Here is a 16,243-nt window from a genome sequence, read left to right on the forward strand (position 1 = left end):
CCGGCCGGCTGAGCGTGACCCCGCGGCGGCCGGCCGGCTGAGCGTGACCTCGCGGCGGGAGCATCAGGCCAGGCGGTGGTCGAGGGCGGTGTGGCGACGCCCGGCGCCGACGGTACGCACGGCGGCGGCGAGGGCGCGGCGGGAGCCGACGAGGACGACGAGCTGCCGGGCGCGGGTGACGGCGGTGTAGAGCAGGTTGCGCTGCAGCATCATCCACGCGCTGGTGGTCAGGGGGATGACGACCGCGGGGTATTCGGAGCCCTGGGAGCGGTGGATGGTCATGGCGTACGCGTGGGACAGCTCGTCGAGCTCGTCGAAGTCGTACTCGATGCTCTCGTCCTCGTCGGTGCGCACGGTGAGGGTCTGTTCCTCGGGGGAGAGGGTGGTGACGATGCCGAGCGTGCCGTTGAAGACGCCGGCCCGTCCCTTGTCGTAGTTGTTGCGGATCTGGGTGACCTTGTCGCCGACGCGGAACACCCGCCCGCCCATCCGCCGCTCGGGCTGCCCTTCGCGGTGCGGGGTGAGGCGCTGCTGGAGCAGGGTGTTGAGGGCGGCGGCGCCGGCGGGGCCGCGGTGCATCGGGGCGAGCACCTGCACGTCCCGGCGGGGGTCGAGCCGGAACTTCGCCGGTACCCGGGCGCAGGCGACGTCGACGGTCAGCGCGGCGGCGGCCTCGGTGTCGTCGCAGGAGAACAGGAAGAAGTCGGGCAGGCCGTGCAGCAGGGGTGGCCGGCCGGCGTTGATGCGGTGGGCATTGGTGACCACGCCCGACTCGGCGGCCTGGCGGAAGATCTGTGTCAGCCGCACCCTCGGGATCGCCGGGGCGGCCAGCAGGTCGCGCAGGACCTCACCCGCGCCGACGGAGGGGAGCTGGTCGACGTCGCCGACGAGGAGCAGGTGCGCCCCGGGCGGGACGGCCTTGACGAGCTTGTTGGCCAGGATCAGGTCGAGCATGGAGGACTCGTCGACGACGAGCAGGTCGACGTCGAGCGGGTTGTCGCGATCGTAGGAGGCCTCGCCGCCGGGGCGTAGCTGCAGCAGCCGGTGCACCGTGGCGGCGGGCTGGCCGGTCAGCTCGGACAGCCGTTTGGCGGCGCGGCCGGTCGGCGCGACGAGGGTGACCTTGGCCTTCTTCGCGGCGGCGAGTTCGACGATCGAGCGGACGGTGAAACTCTTGCCGCAGCCCGGCCCGCCGGTCAGCACCGCCACCTTCGACGTCAGGGCGAGGCGGACCGCCTGTTCCTGCTCCGGGGCCAGGTCCGCGCCGGTGCGCGCCCTCAGCCAGGCCAGGGCCCGGCCCCAGTCGACGTCGGCGAAGTGGGGCAGGCGGTCGGTCCGGTCGTGCAGCAGGCGCAACAACGACGCGGCGAGGGACTGCTCGGCGCGGTGGAACGGCACCAGGTATATCGCCTGTGCCGGTCCGCCCGCCCCGCCGGGCAGCGTCTCGCGGACGACACCCTCGTCGGCGACCAGGTCGTCGAGGCAGCGGGTGACGAGGTCGCCCGGCACGTCGAGGATCTTCGTGGCGTCGGTGACCAGGTCGGGTGCGGGGAGATAGCAGTGGCCGTCGTCGGTGGCCTCGGACAGGGTGTACCGCAGGCCGGCCATAACCCGCTGCGGGCTGTCGTGGGGGATGCCGACGGCCTGGGCGATGGTGTCGGCGGTCTTGAAGCCGATGCCCCACACGTCCGCGGCCAGCCGGTACGGCTCCTTCGTCACCACGTCGACGGAGGCGTCGCCGTACTGCTTGTAGATCCGTACCGCCAGCGACGTCGACACCCCGACGCCCTGCAGGAAGACCATCACCTCCTTGATGGCCTGCTGCTCCGCCCACGCGGCGCTGATCTTGGCCGTGCGCTTCGGCCCCAGGCCGGGCACCTCGACCAGGCGGGCCGGCTCCTCCTCGATCACCCGCAGGGTGTCCAGGCCGAAGTGGGCCACGATCCGCTCGGCGAACACCGGGCCGATGCCCTTGACCAGGCCGGAGCCGAGATAGCGCTGGATGCCCTGGATCGTGGCCGGCAGCACCGTGGTGTAGGAGTCGACCTCGAACTGCCGCCCGTACCTCGGGTGGGACGACCACCGCCCGTGCAGGCGCAGGCTCTCCCCGGGCTGCGCCCCCAGCAGCGCGCCGACCACCGTCAACAGGTCGCTGCCGCGCTCGGTGGCGACGCGGGCGACGGTGTACCCGGTCTCCTCGTTGACGTAGGTCAGCCGCTCCAACACCGCGTCCAGCACCGCCAACGGCGGCCGAGCAGAGGCAGTCACCGGCCTATCGTGCCGGTCGCCTCATCGTGGCCGCCACAGTGGGCACCCGGCGGTTTCCGCGCTTTCGCCAATTGGACCACGCCCGCCTCGCCGACGATTACCGTACGTTTACGTGACCATCTTTCGTGTGACGCTCGGCGCGGTTCTCGCCGTTCCCGCTGCGGTGGTCGTGCCAGCGGCGCCGGCCGCGGCTGCGCCGTACGTGGCCTGCCCCGCCGTGAAACCGCCGGTGCCCCCGCCCACCGCGCCGTCCCCGCCACCGGTCGATCCCGTCCAGGCGGCGGTCGGCGGCGAGGCGTTGGCGACCTCCGGGCTGGCCATTCCCGCGGGTGCGCCGACGGCGCCGGCCGTGACCGCCACCTCCTGGCTGGTGGCGGACCTCGACAGTGGTGTGGTCCTGGGCGGGTGCGGCTCCCACGAGCACCGGGCGCCGGCCAGCGTGCAGAAGCTGCTGCTGGCGGCGACCCTGATGCCCCGCCTCGATCCGGCCCAGATCGTCGAGGTGAGCCGGGATGACCTGCGCGACCTCGACCCGACCAGCTCCCTGATGGGGGTGGTCGAGGGCGGCCACTACTCGATCGAGAGCCTGTGGCTGGGGCTGCTCCTCAAGTCGGGCAACGACGCGGCCAACGTGCTGGCCCGCCTCGGCGGCGGCAGCGCCGGCCGGCAGGGCGGCGTGCAGGCGATGAACGACGAGGCGCACCGGCTGCGCGCGAACCAGACCCATGCCGCCACGCCCTCCGGCCTGGACGGCCCCGGCCAGTACACCAGCGCGTACGATCTCGCGCTGATCGCGCGGGCCGCGTTCGCGCGAGAGGACTTCCGACGGTACGTCGCCACCCGAGTGGCGCAGATACCGGGCGAGCTGGGAACGCCGGCGCTCGCACTCACCCACGACGCGACACTGCTGGACAACTACCCGGGGACGCTCGGCGGCAAGACCGGCTTCACCGATCTGGCCCGGCAGACGTACGTCGGTGTCGCCGAACGTGACGGGCGGCGGCTCGCGGTGACCCTGCTCGGCGCGGAGACCGCGCCGCTGGGCAGTCTCGGCGAGGCGGCGGCCCTGCTCAACTGGGGCTTCAGCCTTGCTCCCGACGCGTCCGTCGGCCGTCTCGTCACCTCCGAGGAGAAGAAGGACGACCACCAGGTCGGGGCGGTGCGAGGCGAGCGGCACGGCCGGGCGGTGGAATGGTTGTCGCTACCGATTGGCCTCGGCCTCGGCGCTGGAGTGGTGGCCGTCCTGGTGGCGATCGCCTGGCGACGCGTCGGCGCGCGACGGCGAGCCGGCCAACGGTAGCCGCGCCGCGGCCGACGGGATTCCGGGGTCCGGCCGGCCTACGAGCCAGGCCGGCCGGACCCCGGGTCGCGGATTAGGCCACCACGGACCGCAGCGGGATCCCCGCGTCCCGCAGGGCGCGTACCAGGTCAGCCAGGAACGGGTGCTCGTCGACCTGCAGCCCGTCCGGGTTCGGGATCACCAGGTAGGCGGAGGAGTTGGCCACGGACGTCCGGGCGGTGTCGGTGAAGCCGGCCACCACCTGCCGGGTACGGGCCAGGTCACCGGCCGCCACCTCGATGGTGATCGGCCGCCACTCGCCGCCCAGGTTCTCCTGGACCGGGGCGGCGGCCGCGGCGGCGCGGGCCGGAGCGACGGCGTCCGCACGCTGCGGCGCGAGGCTACGCGCCGCCGGGCCGCCCGCGCTCGGGTAGAGCAGCGCGTTGGCCACCAGGTGCAGAGCGTTCTCGTTGTACGCCCGGAACAGCGGGTTGAACGCGAACAGCACCGCCCGACCCGCGCCGGTCGGCTCGTCCACCAGCGCCACCGTCCCCTTCAGCAGGTCGGCGCGCTCGCTGTAGCCGTTCGACCAGAAGGTGTCCCCCGACGGGTAGCTGAGCACGTTGGTGCCGGTGGTGCTCGGCTTCAAGATCGGGTCGCTGTTGTTGAACGCGAAGTCCTCCGCCGGGCGACCCAGCGCGACCGGGCTACTGCCGTTGACGTCGACCCGCAGGTGCGAACCCGGCATCTTGTACCCGTCGGCCGGCTTTGGCGTCGTCTCGGTGGTGGAGGTGAGGCCGGCCGCCCGGGCCATCCGGGTGCCCTCGTTGCGCAGCCCGAGGTAGGTGTGGCCCTGGGCGATCCAGTTGCGCAGGTTGGCCTGGCCGGTCGCGGTGAGGCCGCCGGTCGCGTTGCTGCCGTCCGGCACCAGCAGCACGGTGCGCTCGGTGAACGCCGGGGTGTTGTCGTTGATGTCGGCGGTGGTCACCGGCTTCAGGTCCAGCCCCCACCGCTTGCCGAGCACGTACCGGGCTTCGCCGTGGGAGCCGGAGGTGGTGGAGATGCCGGTGCCCTGGAACAGCCCGACGTCCGGCAGGTCCACCGGGGTCCCGCTGGCCGCCGCGTCGTTCGGGTTCAAGGTCACCCCGAGCGACCGGGCGAGCTGGTCGATCTCCGGGGTCAGGCTCTTCGCGGGGAAGCCGACCACGCTGGTCTCGAGGTCACGCACGAGCGGCACGCCCTGGCCGAGCAGCCGGAAGGTGAGTTCGGCCGCCGCGGCCGAGTCGAGCGGGTACGCGTACGAGCCCTTCGCCCCCGCCGCCGACGGCTTGCCGCCGGAGATCCCCCGGACCAGCTGGGCCGGCGGGCGGACGTCGTCGCCGGTGTAGATGGCGTTCACGCCCATCAGCAGCGGGTTGCTCCACGACGACACGTCGTAGAAGTAGGCGAACGGGACGTACGGGTCCTCGCCCATGATCGCCTGGATCCAGTGCTTCTGCGGCTGGTCCATCGGGATCCAGTACGCGCCCTCGGGCACGGTGAGTTCGGTGGCGGTGCGGCCGCCGAAGATCCGGGCGGTGGGCACCTTGGTCGGCTTGGTCACCTCGTAGACCTCGACGTCCATCCGGCGCAGCCGCTCGACCAGCTGGCGTACGTCGCCGAGCTGGCGGTCGGGCAGCAGGAAGTACGACCGGATCTTGACGTCCGGCACCGGGAACTGGACCGTGTTGGTCGGCTCGACCACCTCGTTCGGCTCCAGCGTCCCGGCCTTGCCCTCGGCGAGCGCGTCCGTCCAGATCTTGAAGTAGCCGCTCAGCACCTCGTGCTTGTTCGCGGCGGCCCAGCCGAGGGTCGACCACTGGGTGTTGAACTGCTGCTGGACCCGGTCGGCGACCGCCGACGAGCTGCCCTTCTCGAAGGTCATGCCGGCGGCGCCGAAGCCGGCAGACGGCACCGTGTCGCCGTAGCCCATGAAGAACAGGTCGTAGCGTGCGTAGTTGAAGTAGCACTCCGTGTCGACGGCTCCGCCGCAGGCGCCGTTGAAGCCGAAGCCGGCCTTGTTGGCCTCGCCGATCCGGTTGATCCAGTCGACGTTCTCGCTGGCGATCTCGTGGTGGATCGGGTCGGCGTTGGGCGGGAAGAAGTACTGCCGCCCGCCCATCTCGTGGGCGTCGATGAAGACCTGCGGAGGGAACTGCCGCATGAGTTCGATCTTGCCGTCGGTCTCCTGCTGGGTGCGCGCGAACCAGTCCCGGTTCATGTCGAAGCCGTACTCGTTCTGCCGGCGGCTGGCGTCGCGGCCGTCCGGGTTCTGCGTCGGCACGATGACCGTGATCAGGTTGTCGTTGCGCTCCTGCACTGCGCAGGACAGGCCGGAGGCCAGCTCGTACAGCGTCTTGAGGGCCGCGTCGGTGCCGCTCTTCTCGCCGCCGTGTACGTTCGCGGTCACCCAGACGAGGGCCGGGCGGTCGGTCGCGGTCTCGGCGGCCTTCTTCGCCGTGATGCGGCGCGGGTCCCGCAGGTCGCGGATGTCCCTGGCGATCTGCTGGAGGGTGCCCTGCTGGACGTGCCGCTCGTTGGAGACGATGGCGTACGGCAGCGGCTGGCCGAGCCCGCTGGTCGCCATGACGCCGGTGACCACGCGGTCGGAGGCGTCGTCAACGGTCTTCAGGTAGCTGCGGACCTCGTCGTTGGTGACGACCCGTTCCTGGCCGGCGCCGAGCGGGAAGCCCAGCGCGGACTCCGGGCTGGGCACCGTGGACAGTCGGGCGGAGGGGTCGTTGCTGCAGGTGGGGGCCGGGGTGGTGGCGCCGGCGGGGGCGCTGATCGCGAGCGGTGCCGTGCCGGACAAGAGGAGGATCGCGGCGGCGCCGGCTAGCCGTCGCGTGAGGATCGATCCTGGCGGTTGCTTCGACAGGGGCATGTCGGTACCTGTTTTCCACTGGGGGTTGCGACGCAGTGAAACCGGAGCCTATGGCGGGTGCTTTCCAGTGGTCAAGATTCATTCGCGTTAGATATGACCGCACGTCAACGCGTATTTGCCCACGCGCCTCTCACCGGGGGCGCAGGCCGAAACGGCGACGGGCGGGATCGGACGACGTGCCGTCACCCGGCCGGGTGGGTCCTCGCCCGGCCTCCTGACGAACTGGCCGATCTGCAACAACGCGACAATTAGGATGCCGAGAGTGACGACTTGGCGGCGGAGCGGGCTTCTGGTGGGGGCGCTGCTGCTCAGTACGGCCTGCACCACTGCTGACGCCGACCGGCAGCGGCCACGGCCGACCCCGTCGAAGACGGCGGCGGGGACGTCGTTCGGGCCGTTGGTCGCCGGGATGCCCGCATACCCGACCCCGGGCAACGTGTACGCGGGCGCGGGGCCGAACATGCTGGCCGAGCCGGTACGGGGCGACAAGACGTTGGTCTACGTGCCGAACACCAACAGCAACGACGTGTCGGTCATCGACCCGAACACCTACCGGGTCGTGGACACGTTCCCGGGCGGCCCCGAGCCGCAGCACGTCGTGCCGTCGTACGACCTGCGGACGCTGTACGTCGCCTCCGACGAGATCCCCAACGGCGGGCTCATCCCGATCGATCCGCGCACCGGCAAACCGGGCGCGTTCCGGAAGCTGGAGGACGTCTACAACCTCTACTTCACGCCGGACGGCAGACAGGCCATCGTGGTCGCCGAGGCCTACCAGCGGCTGGACTTCTACGACCTGGCCAACTGGCAGCGGGTGCGCTCGGTGCATTTTCCCGAGTGCAAGGGCGTGAACCACATGGACTACTCCGCCGACGGCAAGATCATGATGTTCAGTTGCGAGTTCGCCAACCGGATGCTCGTGCTCGACACGGCCAGCTTCCGCAAGCTGCGCGAGTTCACCCTGCCCGAGACGGTCGACGGGATGCCGCAGGACACCCGCCTCACCCCGGACGGGCAGCACTTCCTGGTCGCCGACATGCACGCCGACGGCGTCTACGTCTTCGACGGGCAGGCGACCCGGCAGACCGGGTTCATCCGCACCGGCAAGGGCGCGCACGGCATCTACTTCAGCCGCGACGGCAAACTCGCCTACGTCACCAACCGGGACGCCGGCAGCATCACCGTGCTCGACCTGGCCACCCTGAAACCGACCACCACCTGGAAGATCCCCGGCGGCGGCAGCCCCGACATGGGCGGTCTGTCCGCCGACGGCAGCACGCTGTGGCTCTCCGGGCGCTACCACAACGAGGTCTACGTCCTCCGCACCAGCGACGGCAAGCTGCTCGCCCGTATCCCGGTCGGCAATGGCCCGCACGGTCTGACCATCTGGCCCCAGCCGGGCCGCTACTCCCTCGGCCACACCGCCAACATCCGCTGACGGCGGCCACTCGACCGCCGCCCGTCCAGCGAGTGTCGATATTCCGACAGTTGTCGCGGTGAGCGCGCTGGTGATCGACTTCCCCCCTTCGGGCCGTCGATATGCCTCTGACCTGGGCATATGTTGGATCCATGGTGTGCTGTCCCGGCATCAGCCGGAGCGCCGTGGGGGAGAGGAGCGGGTCGTGGGGAGCTTCCAGGATCGAACGAGCCAGCGGGTGTTCGAGTTCGCCGTCCTCATCACCGCACCGGTGTGTGGTGTCCTGCTGACCGTGCTGCAGGTCCGGCCCCAGTCGGTGGAACTGGCCATGCCCCACGTCATCCGGGTGTGCTGGGAGTTCGGCCTCATCGTGGCCGGCGTCGCGGGCCTGCTCGGCATGTTCTGGCCGGGGCAACTCGGCACCGGGCTCGGCATCGAACTCGCCGCGGTGCTGATGCTGGGCGCGATCGCCGCGATGTACGTCGTCGCCGTCCTGGCGGTCGCCGGTGAGCAGGCGGTGGTGGCAGCGTTGTTCGTCAGCGCGGTGGCGCTCGGCTCCTGGCTGCGCTCCGTCGAGATCGTGCGGTCCTTGCGCTGGCTCATCCGCCTGCATCACGCAGGCGTCGATCCGTACCCGAAGGCGCAGACATGATCACCACGCAGGGCGCCGGCTCTCCCTACTGGGCGCAGGTCCTGATCTCCACCCTCGGGCTCTTCGGCGGCGCCAGCGGGCTCGGCGTGCTCGCCACCATCGCCGTGCAACGACGGAAGCTGAAGGCCGACACGGCCGGCGCGCTGACCGACGCGGCGCTGGCCCTGGTACAGCCGCTCCGGACCCGGGTCACCGAACTGGAGACCGAGGCGCTGGCCGTCCGCGAGCAGTTGACGTCCTCCCAGCGGGAACTGCAGGAGTTGCGGACGACGGTGTGGGAACTGACAAGGACGCTGGAACGATGGCGGGAGGTGATCATGGCGCCGGGGGCGACCGTGCGCCGGATACAGGCGGTCGTGACGGAGGAGGAGCGGCGCGGACGCGACCGCCCCCGGCGTCGCCCGTGATGCCGTCGTCGGGGCTACGGAACCCCCCCCGGGTGCCCCGGTAGAGGTCCAGTTCGCCGCCCAGTTGCTGCCGGCTTCCGGCCATCCGCAAAGCTAAGGCCCTGTCCGTGGCAACGAACGGGGGTGATGATGGGTTCGATGGGCGTGACGCGCCGGACACCGGGCGCGGCGGCCACCCGCGACCTCGTCGGCGCGCTGCGCCGCGCCGGCGTCGCGGAGGTCGACGACTCGCCGTTGGGCCGTTCGCTCTACTCCTCCGACGCGTCGCTCTACCGGATCCCGCCGCAGGTGGTCGTCCTGCCCCGGGACGTCGACGAGGTGCTCGCCGTGCTCGCCGTCGCCACGGAGCACGAGGTCCCGATCACGATGCGCGGCGCCGGCACCTCGATCGCCGGCAACGCGGTCGGGCCCGGCATCGTGGTGGACACCAGTCGGCACCTCGACCGGGTGCTGGAGATCGACCCGGAGACGCGCAGCGCGCTGGTCGAACCGGGTGTCGTGCAGTCGCGTCTGCAACGGGCGGCGGCGCCGTACGGCCTGCGGTTCGGTCCCGACCCGTCGACCCACAACCGCGCCACCCTGGGCGGGATGATCGGCAACAACGCCTGCGGGTCGCGGGCCCTGGGGTACGGCCGCACCAGCGACAACGTCCTCGGCCTCGACGTGGTGGCCGGCACCGGCGAGCGCCTGCGCCTCGGCGCGATCGACGGCGCGACCGAGGAATCGCCGCTGCTGGCCGACCTCCGGCAGTTGGTCCGGGGAAACCTGGCCACCATCAGGACGGAACTCGGCCGGTTCGGCCGTCAGGTCTCCGGATACTCCCTCGAACATCTGCTGCCCGAGCGGGGCTTCGACGTGGCCCGGGCACTCGTCGGCTCCGAGGGCACCCTGGCGCTCACCCTCGCGGCCCGCGTCCGCCTGGTCCGCGACGCCCCCGTACGCGTCCTGGTGGCGCTCGGTTACCCGTCGATGGCGGAGGCCGCGGACGCGGTGCCGGCCATCCTGCCGTACGCCCCGATCGCCTGCGAGGGACTGGACGGGCGGATCGTGGACGTCGTACGCGCCCGCCGGGGTGCCGCGGCGGTGCCCGACCTGCCCTGGGGGGACGGCTGGCTGCTGGTGGAGCTGGCGGGCGACGAGCGGCCCGCGGTGCTGGACACGGCGCAGCGCCTGACCAGCGGCGCGGGCGCGCTCGACGCGATGGTGGTCACCGACCCCGCCCACGCGGCGGCCCTGTGGCGCATCCGGGAGGACGGGGCCGGGCTGTCCGCCCGTACGCCCGCCGGCGCGCCCGCCCACGCCGGGTGGGAGGACGCGGCCGTACCGCCCGAGAAACTCGGCGCGAACCTGCGCGAGTTCGAGGCGCTGCTTGCCGACCACCGACTGACCGGGGTGCCGTACGGGCACTTCGGCGACGGCTGCCTGCACATCCGCATCGACTTCCCCCTGACCGACGCCGACGGCACGAAGGTCTTCAAGGACTTCCTCTACGCGGCCGGTGAGCTGGCCGCCCGGCACGGCGGGTCGATGTCCGGCGAGCACGGCGACGGGCGGGCCCGCGGCGAGCTGCTGCCGTTGATGTACTCGCCCGACGCAATCGACCTCTTCGGGCGGGTCAAGGCGGTATTCGACCCGCACGACGTGCTCAACCCGGGCGTCATCGTCCGGCCGGCGCCCCTGGACGCCGACGTGCGGGTCGCCGCCGCGCCGCCGCTGCGCCGCGCCGAGCTGCCCACCCTCGCGCTCGCCTACCGGCATGACCGGGGCGACCTGTCGATGGCCGCCCACCGCTGCACCGGCGTCGGCAAGTGCCGCGCCGACACCACCGGATCCGGCGGCGTGATGTGCCCGTCGTTCCTGGCCACCTGGGACGAGAAGGACTCCACCCGGGGCCGGGCCCGGGTGCTGCAGGACGTGGTCTCCGGACGGCTCGGGCCGGACGGTTGGCGGTCCGCCGCATTGCACGACGTGCTGGACCTCTGCCTGTCCTGCAAAGGCTGCTCCGCCGACTGCCCCACCGGGGTCGACATGGCCGCCTACAAGGCCGAGGCGCTGCACCAGCGCTACCGCGGGCGGGTCCGCCCCCGCTCGCACTACGTCCTCGGCTGGCTGCCGCGCTGGGCGCGGCTGGTGGGCCGAGTGCCGGCGGTGACCCGCGTGCTCAACGCGATGCTGCGCTCGACCGTGCTGCACCCGCTCATCACCTGGTCCGCCGGGGTCGACGCCCGGCGTACCCTGCCGAGCCTCGCCACCACGACGTTCCGGCGCTGGTACGCCCGGCGCGGCCGGCCGTCCCCGCCCGGGCGGCACGGTGACGTGATCCTGTTCGTCGACTCCTTCACCGACTCCTTCGCACCTGAGGTCGGGCGGGCCGCCGTGGCGGTGCTGGAACAGGCGGGCTACCAGGTACGCGTGACCGACAGGCCGGTCTGCTGCGGGTTGACCTGGATCTCCACCGGCCAGCTCGACGGCGCCCGCCGGCAGGTCCGGGCCACCGTGGCCGCGCTGGCCCCACACGTGCGGGCCGGCGCGACGGTGGTCGGCCTGGAACCGTCCTGCACCGCGGTGCTGCGTTCCGACGCGCTCGAGCTGCTCGACGGCGCGGACGCGGACGTCGCCGCGGAGGTGGCGGCCGCCACCCGTACGCTGGCCGAGCTGCTGACCGCCACTCCCGGCTGGGCGCCGCCGGACCTGGCCGGGGCCACCGCCGTCGCCCAGCCACACTGTCACCAGCACGCGGTGCTGGGCTGGGACGCCGACGCGGCGCTGCTGAAGCGGGCCGGCGTCGAGGTCCGGCGACTCGGCGGCTGCTGCGGTCTCGCCGGCAACTTCGGCGTCGAGCGGGGCCACCACGAGGTCTCCGTCGCCGTCGCGGAGCACGACCTGCTGCCCGCGGTACGCGGTGCGGCATCCGATGCCGTCGTGCTCGCCGACGGATTCAGCTGTCGTACCCAGCTCGACGCGCTCGCCGACCGGCCCGGGGAGCACCTCGCCCAGCTGCTCGCCCGCCACCTGCCGCCGGGCGACTCGCCAACGTCGCCCGGGCGTCGCACGGGCCGGTGAAGATCCGGAGGCACTAGGCGCAGGTGCCGCCGACGGTGAACCAGCAGGCGGTGTGGGGTGAGGTCTTGAAGAAGCGGAGCAGCATGCTCGCCACCTTCCGCCGCCCTGACGTGGACGGATGCGTCCCGTCGGAGCCGAAGTCCGACCGTTCCCAGATGAGCCCGTCGGAGCGGGGCTGCAGACCGTTGGCCCAGAGGTACGGGCCCCAGGCCGTCCACGATGCGGCGCTGTTGTAGTCCAGGTTGCCGGCCCGGGGGTCGGTGCCGCCGCCCGACATCTGGGTGATCTGCGCCTGGATCACCCACTTGACGCCGAATCCCGTCTCGTAGGCGTACGGCTCGGGGTTCAGGGTGGTGGTGGCGTAGCCGGCGTAGATCCGGCTGGAGAAGAAGACCTGCTGCAGGTTGGGGTAGCGCTGCTTCAGCGCGCGGAGGATGTTGCCCTGTTGCCTCACGAGCTGGTACGCGTCGGCGTTGGTCGCGGGCAGCGACACCGACGGGTTGGCGTTGGCGACCTTGACCCAGGCGACCTGGACCTGTCGCTCGGACAAGCCGAGGGGTGCCAGTCTGGTGTCCCGGACCCGGTCGTAGTTGGCGTCGGTCGGCGCGTCCCAGGTGTCGGCGGTCTGGCCACCCGCGGCGCCGTCGACGATGACCAGCTTGTCATGGTTGACCTGCGGGTCCGCGGCAGCCTGACCGATGAATGAGTACGGCGCGCACTGCCCGCCGGTGTCCCCGGAGCAGAACTCCTGGGTGGTGTTGGACATGCCGATGGAGAGCAGCACGTACCTGCCGTTGGGGCTCGGCGTGCCGGCGGTGTCGAGCGGGCGTACCCGGAGGGCTCGGTTGACGCCGGCCGTGCGGTGGGCGTCGGGCATGGTGTTCCTGCCGGCGGGGTACAGCCCGCCCTGGAAGCCGAGGTAGCTGCCACTGCCGAGGTCGTTGATGGGGAGCACGGTTGCGGCGGCCGCATCGGGTATGCCGACGGCGGTGACCGTCACGACGGCGGCGAGCATCGCCAGAAGGCGTCGACCATTGATAATCATGATGCCGAACCTAAGTTACCCAGTGACGATCGTCAATGGCCTGCGAGGTTTCGGCGGGAGCGGAACCTCGCCCGGTACGCCTGGGGCGAGATCCCGAGTTCGCGGCGGAAGCTGTACCGCAGGTTGCTGGCCGAGCCGATGCCGGTCCGGGCGGCGATCTGTTCGACCGACTCGTCGCCGGTCTCGAGCAACCGTTGCGCGGCCAGTATCCGCTCCCGCGCCAGCCACTGGTGCGGGCTCATTCCGGTGAGACGCTGAAAACGCCTGGCCAGGGTCCGCGGACTCATGTGCACCCGGGCTGCCAGCGAGTGCAGCGACCACCGCTGCGCCAGGTGCTGGCGTAGCCAGTCGAGCAGGTCCGGCAGCGGATCACCCGGGTCGGGGTTGAGTGGCGTGTCGACGAACTGCGCTTGGCCTCCGCTGCGGTAACCGGCCAGTACCAGCCGGCGGGCGAGGGCGGCGGCGGCATCCGCGCCGAAGTCGCCGCGTACGACGTGCAGCGCAAGATCGATCCCCGCCGACATGCCCGCGGCGGTGAGAATGCGGCCGTCGTCGATGAACAGAGCACGCGGGTCCACGGCTGCGGCCGGGAACAGCGAGGCGAGCAGCGGGGCCTGCGCCCAGTGCGTCGTGACCCGTCGCTTATCGAGAAGGCCGGCGTGACCGAGCACGAACGCTCCGGTGCAGATCGACATGATCCGCGCCCCTCGCCGATACGCCCGCCGCAGGGTCGTGAGCAACGCCTGCGGCGGAACCTCCCGTTCCTTCGTCCACCCCGGCACGATCAGCAGGTCGGCCCGTTCCGCTTCGTCGAGCCCGTGCGGCGCCTGGACGGTGACCCCGCCGTCGAGGTCGACCGGGCCTGGTACCAGACCGCACGTCCGGGTCCGGTACCACGATCCGAACCGGTCGGAGTAGTCCACGCCGAAGATCTCGTTGACTGTCACGTAGTCGAAGCTGCCCGCGCCGGCGTAGGCCAGCACGGCCACGTCGGGTCCGTCCAGCGGCATCCGGCGACCTCCTCCGCCTGCACGGTGCTCCCGCCGCCCTGGACGGGATCGGGTCCGTGCCCCCGATCCTAGGAAGTGGAGCGGGTGAGGCCCGCGGTGATATCCGGTCACGTATCGCCAGGATCAGGTCGCCCGTCCGCCACGGCATCGCTCCCGGTTCTACCGTCGGTCCCTGACCCGCCGGGTGCACCGGCCGGGCCCGGACGAGAGGCCGCTACCGTGAACGAGACTCCCGGCGTGATCGGACGACGCACGTTCCTGCTCGCCGCCACGGCCGTGACGGTGGCCGGCCCGACGGGCGCCGCCGATCCGGCGAGCGCCGACCCGACCCGGACGAGAGGGTGGCAAATGGTGGCGCCACGGTCGGTCGGTGCGTTCGAGGTGATCCCGCTGCTCGACGCCGCCGGGCCGTTCTTTCTCGACCGGCAGGCGGCGTTCCCCCAGGCGACGCCGCACGACTGGGACCTCGCCCGGGTCGTCGACCCCGACGCGTACGGCCCCGGGGAGACCTGGCAGCTGGACTTCCGCTGTTACGCGATCCGCGGGCCACGGGACCGGCTGATGCTGGTCGACACCGGGGTGGGGCCCGACGGTAGCCCGGCCGGGGGATGGGCGCCGACACCGGGCCGGCTTCCGGCCGAGCTCGGGCGCGCCGGAATCGACCCGGCGGACGTCGACGTGGTGGTGCTCACGCACCTGCACGAGGACCATTTCGGCTGGTCCGTCGGGCTGGACGGTACGCCCATGTTCCCCAACGCCCGGTACGTCGTCCAGCGGCGCGAGGTGGCCAGCCTGCCGGACGGCGACGCGGCCCGGGCGTACGTCGTCGACCCACTGCGCGCGACCGGCCAGCTCGACGAGGTCGACGGCGCTGCCCGCCTCGCCACCGCCACCGGCCGGTCGGGCGGGTCAATCCGCGTCATCCCCACGCCCGGACACACGTCCGGTCACCAGTCGGTCGTGGTCGACGACGGCCGTGACCAGGTGATCATCACCGGTGACGTGCTGGTCCACGCGGTCCAACTCGTCGACCCCGAGGTGGCCTACCGGTACGAGGCCGATCCCGATGCCGCCCGCCGGACCCGCCAGCGGCTCCTCGCGGAGGCCGAAGCCAGGGGCGCCGTGCTGGCCACCCCACACCTGAGGCAGCCATGGACCGAGGTGACGGCACGACGGCGTTGACTCCACGCCGTCGCGCGACCGGGGGCGGAGCGGCGCGACGACCGGGAGGCGGCCTGAGGCACCTGGCCCCGGGCCGGTGCTGGTGCGGGCGGTGTGCGCGTACCAGGTTCAGGGCTTGCGGGCGACAGCCCCGTACATGGAGGCCTGCGCGGCGGGCGTCCGGTGCTCGGGCGGCGTGTCCGGGCGCCACTCGGTGACCGGGCTGATGCCGGGCGGAACGAGTTCCAGGCCGTCGAAGAACGCGGCGAACTCGTCCCTGCCTCGGAAGGCCATGTCGATCATGCTGGTCGTGGTGACCGGCGCCGCGGTCGCGGCGACCTCTCGCGATACCAGGTCGGTGGTGGCGTGCGAGATCACCACGTAGCTGTTCGACGGGAGGGCCTCGACCAGCCGACGGGTGATCCCGTAGGGATCGTCGTCGTCGGTCAGGAAGTGCAGGATCGCCACCAGCATCAGCCCGACCGGCCGGTCAAGATCGATCGTGGCCCGGATGTCGGGGTGGCTCAGGATCCGCTCCGGGTCGCGCAGGTCGGCGTCGACGTACGCGGTGGCGCCCTCCGGTGTGCTGGTCAGCAGGGCGCGTGCGTGCGCGAGCACGATCGGGTCGTTGTCGACGTAGGCGACCCGCGAGTCGGCCCCGATCTGCTGGGCGACCTCGTGCATGTTGGGGCTGGTCGGGATGCCCGTCCCGATGTCGAGGAACTGCCGGATGCCGGCCGTCTCGGCCAGGTAGCGGGTGGCCCGCTGCAGGAACCGCCGGTTCTCGATCACCGTGGTCCGGATCGCCGGGTAGGCTGCGGCGACCGCGTCCCCGGACCGCCGGTCCGCCGCGAAGTTGTCCTTGCCGCCGAGCCAGTAGTCGTAGCGGCGGGCGGGATGCGGCACGGACGGGTCGATCCGCGCCGACGGCGACTGCTCCGGTACCGCGTGTACCCCTGATGTCGTGTCCGACACGGCGGCCTCCCCGTCCATAGTGGGCGTCCTGCGAGATCCTACG

At 72.0% G+C, this 16,243-nt stretch carries 11 protein-coding genes; 6 read left to right on the forward strand and 5 right to left on the reverse strand.

Going from position 1 to position 16,243, the window contains the following annotated elements:
* Positions 1-63: 63 nt before the first annotated feature.
* Positions 64-2,268 carry an ATP-dependent RecD-like DNA helicase gene (locus ACNAW0_RS17915; RefSeq protein ID WP_416289034.1) on the reverse strand — a complete coding sequence of 735 codons (2,205 nt, stop codon included), beginning with the start codon at positions 2,266-2,268 and terminating at the stop codon, positions 64-66.
* Positions 2,269-2,380: 112 nt separating this feature from the next.
* On the opposite strand from ACNAW0_RS17915, the gene ACNAW0_RS17920 reads away from it, so the two are divergent.
* Positions 2,381-3,568, forward strand: a complete 1,188-nt coding sequence (locus ACNAW0_RS17920; RefSeq protein ID WP_416289035.1) for a D-alanyl-D-alanine carboxypeptidase family protein — start codon at positions 2,381-2,383, stop codon at positions 3,566-3,568.
* A 73-nt stretch (positions 3,569-3,641) separates the two neighbouring features.
* Here ACNAW0_RS17920 and ACNAW0_RS17925 read toward each other — a convergent pair whose 3' ends face one another.
* Positions 3,642-6,470: a M14 family zinc carboxypeptidase gene (locus tag ACNAW0_RS17925; protein WP_416289036.1), complete on the reverse strand. Its 2,829-nt coding sequence runs from the start codon at positions 6,468-6,470 to the stop codon at positions 3,642-3,644.
* A 262-nt stretch (positions 6,471-6,732) separates the two neighbouring features.
* Here ACNAW0_RS17925 and ACNAW0_RS17930 point away from each other — a divergent pair, with 262 nt between their 5' ends.
* The 4 genes from ACNAW0_RS17930 (at position 6,733) to ACNAW0_RS17945 (ending at position 12,009) form a co-directional block, all read left to right on the forward strand.
* Positions 6,733-7,908, forward strand: coding sequence for a beta-propeller fold lactonase family protein (locus ACNAW0_RS17930; protein ID WP_416289037.1), 1,176 nt, complete (start codon positions 6,733-6,735; stop codon positions 7,906-7,908).
* 58 nt (positions 7,909-7,966) lie between these two features.
* Positions 7,967-8,539, forward strand: coding sequence for a hypothetical protein (locus ACNAW0_RS17935; RefSeq protein WP_416289038.1), 573 nt, complete (start codon positions 7,967-7,969; stop codon positions 8,537-8,539).
* On the forward strand, positions 8,536-8,946 hold the full coding sequence (locus ACNAW0_RS17940) for a hypothetical protein (RefSeq protein WP_416289039.1): 411 nt from the start codon (positions 8,536-8,538) through the stop codon (positions 8,944-8,946). Before ACNAW0_RS17935 ends, ACNAW0_RS17940 begins: the two co-directional genes overlap by 4 nt.
* A 138-nt stretch (positions 8,947-9,084) precedes the next feature.
* Positions 9,085-12,009 carry an FAD-binding and (Fe-S)-binding domain-containing protein gene (locus tag ACNAW0_RS17945; protein ID WP_416289040.1) on the forward strand — a complete coding sequence of 975 codons (2,925 nt, stop codon included), beginning with the start codon at positions 9,085-9,087 and terminating at the stop codon, positions 12,007-12,009.
* Positions 12,010-12,022: 13 nt separating this feature from the next.
* On the opposite strand, the gene ACNAW0_RS17950 is transcribed toward ACNAW0_RS17945, so the two are convergent.
* Together ACNAW0_RS17950 and ACNAW0_RS17955 are read right to left on the reverse strand one after the other, a co-directional pair.
* Positions 12,023-13,054, reverse strand: coding sequence for a hypothetical protein (locus ACNAW0_RS17950; protein ID WP_416289041.1), 1,032 nt, complete (start codon positions 13,052-13,054; stop codon positions 12,023-12,025).
* Positions 13,055-13,086: 32 nt separating this feature from the next.
* Entirely contained in the window at positions 13,087-14,064 is a 978-nt protein-coding gene (locus ACNAW0_RS17955) for a helix-turn-helix domain-containing protein (RefSeq protein ID WP_416289042.1), read from the reverse strand.
* A 237-nt stretch (positions 14,065-14,301) separates the two neighbouring features.
* Between ACNAW0_RS17955 and ACNAW0_RS17960 the strand changes: the two genes are divergently transcribed.
* Complete coding sequence (locus ACNAW0_RS17960; RefSeq protein WP_416289043.1) at positions 14,302-15,246, forward strand: MBL fold metallo-hydrolase; 945 nt, start codon at positions 14,302-14,304, stop codon at positions 15,244-15,246.
* 108 nt (positions 15,247-15,354) lie between these two features.
* On the opposite strand, the gene ACNAW0_RS17965 is transcribed toward ACNAW0_RS17960, so the two are convergent.
* Complete coding sequence (locus ACNAW0_RS17965; RefSeq protein ID WP_416289044.1) at positions 15,355-16,200, reverse strand: SAM-dependent methyltransferase; 846 nt, start codon at positions 16,198-16,200, stop codon at positions 15,355-15,357.
* Between the last annotated feature and the right edge of the window lie 43 nt (positions 16,201-16,243).

Origin of the sequence: Micromonospora sp. SL1-18 (assembly GCF_047921505.1) — a bacterium.
In the GTDB taxonomy this organism is placed as follows: Bacteria; Actinomycetota; Actinomycetes; order Mycobacteriales; family Micromonosporaceae; genus Micromonospora.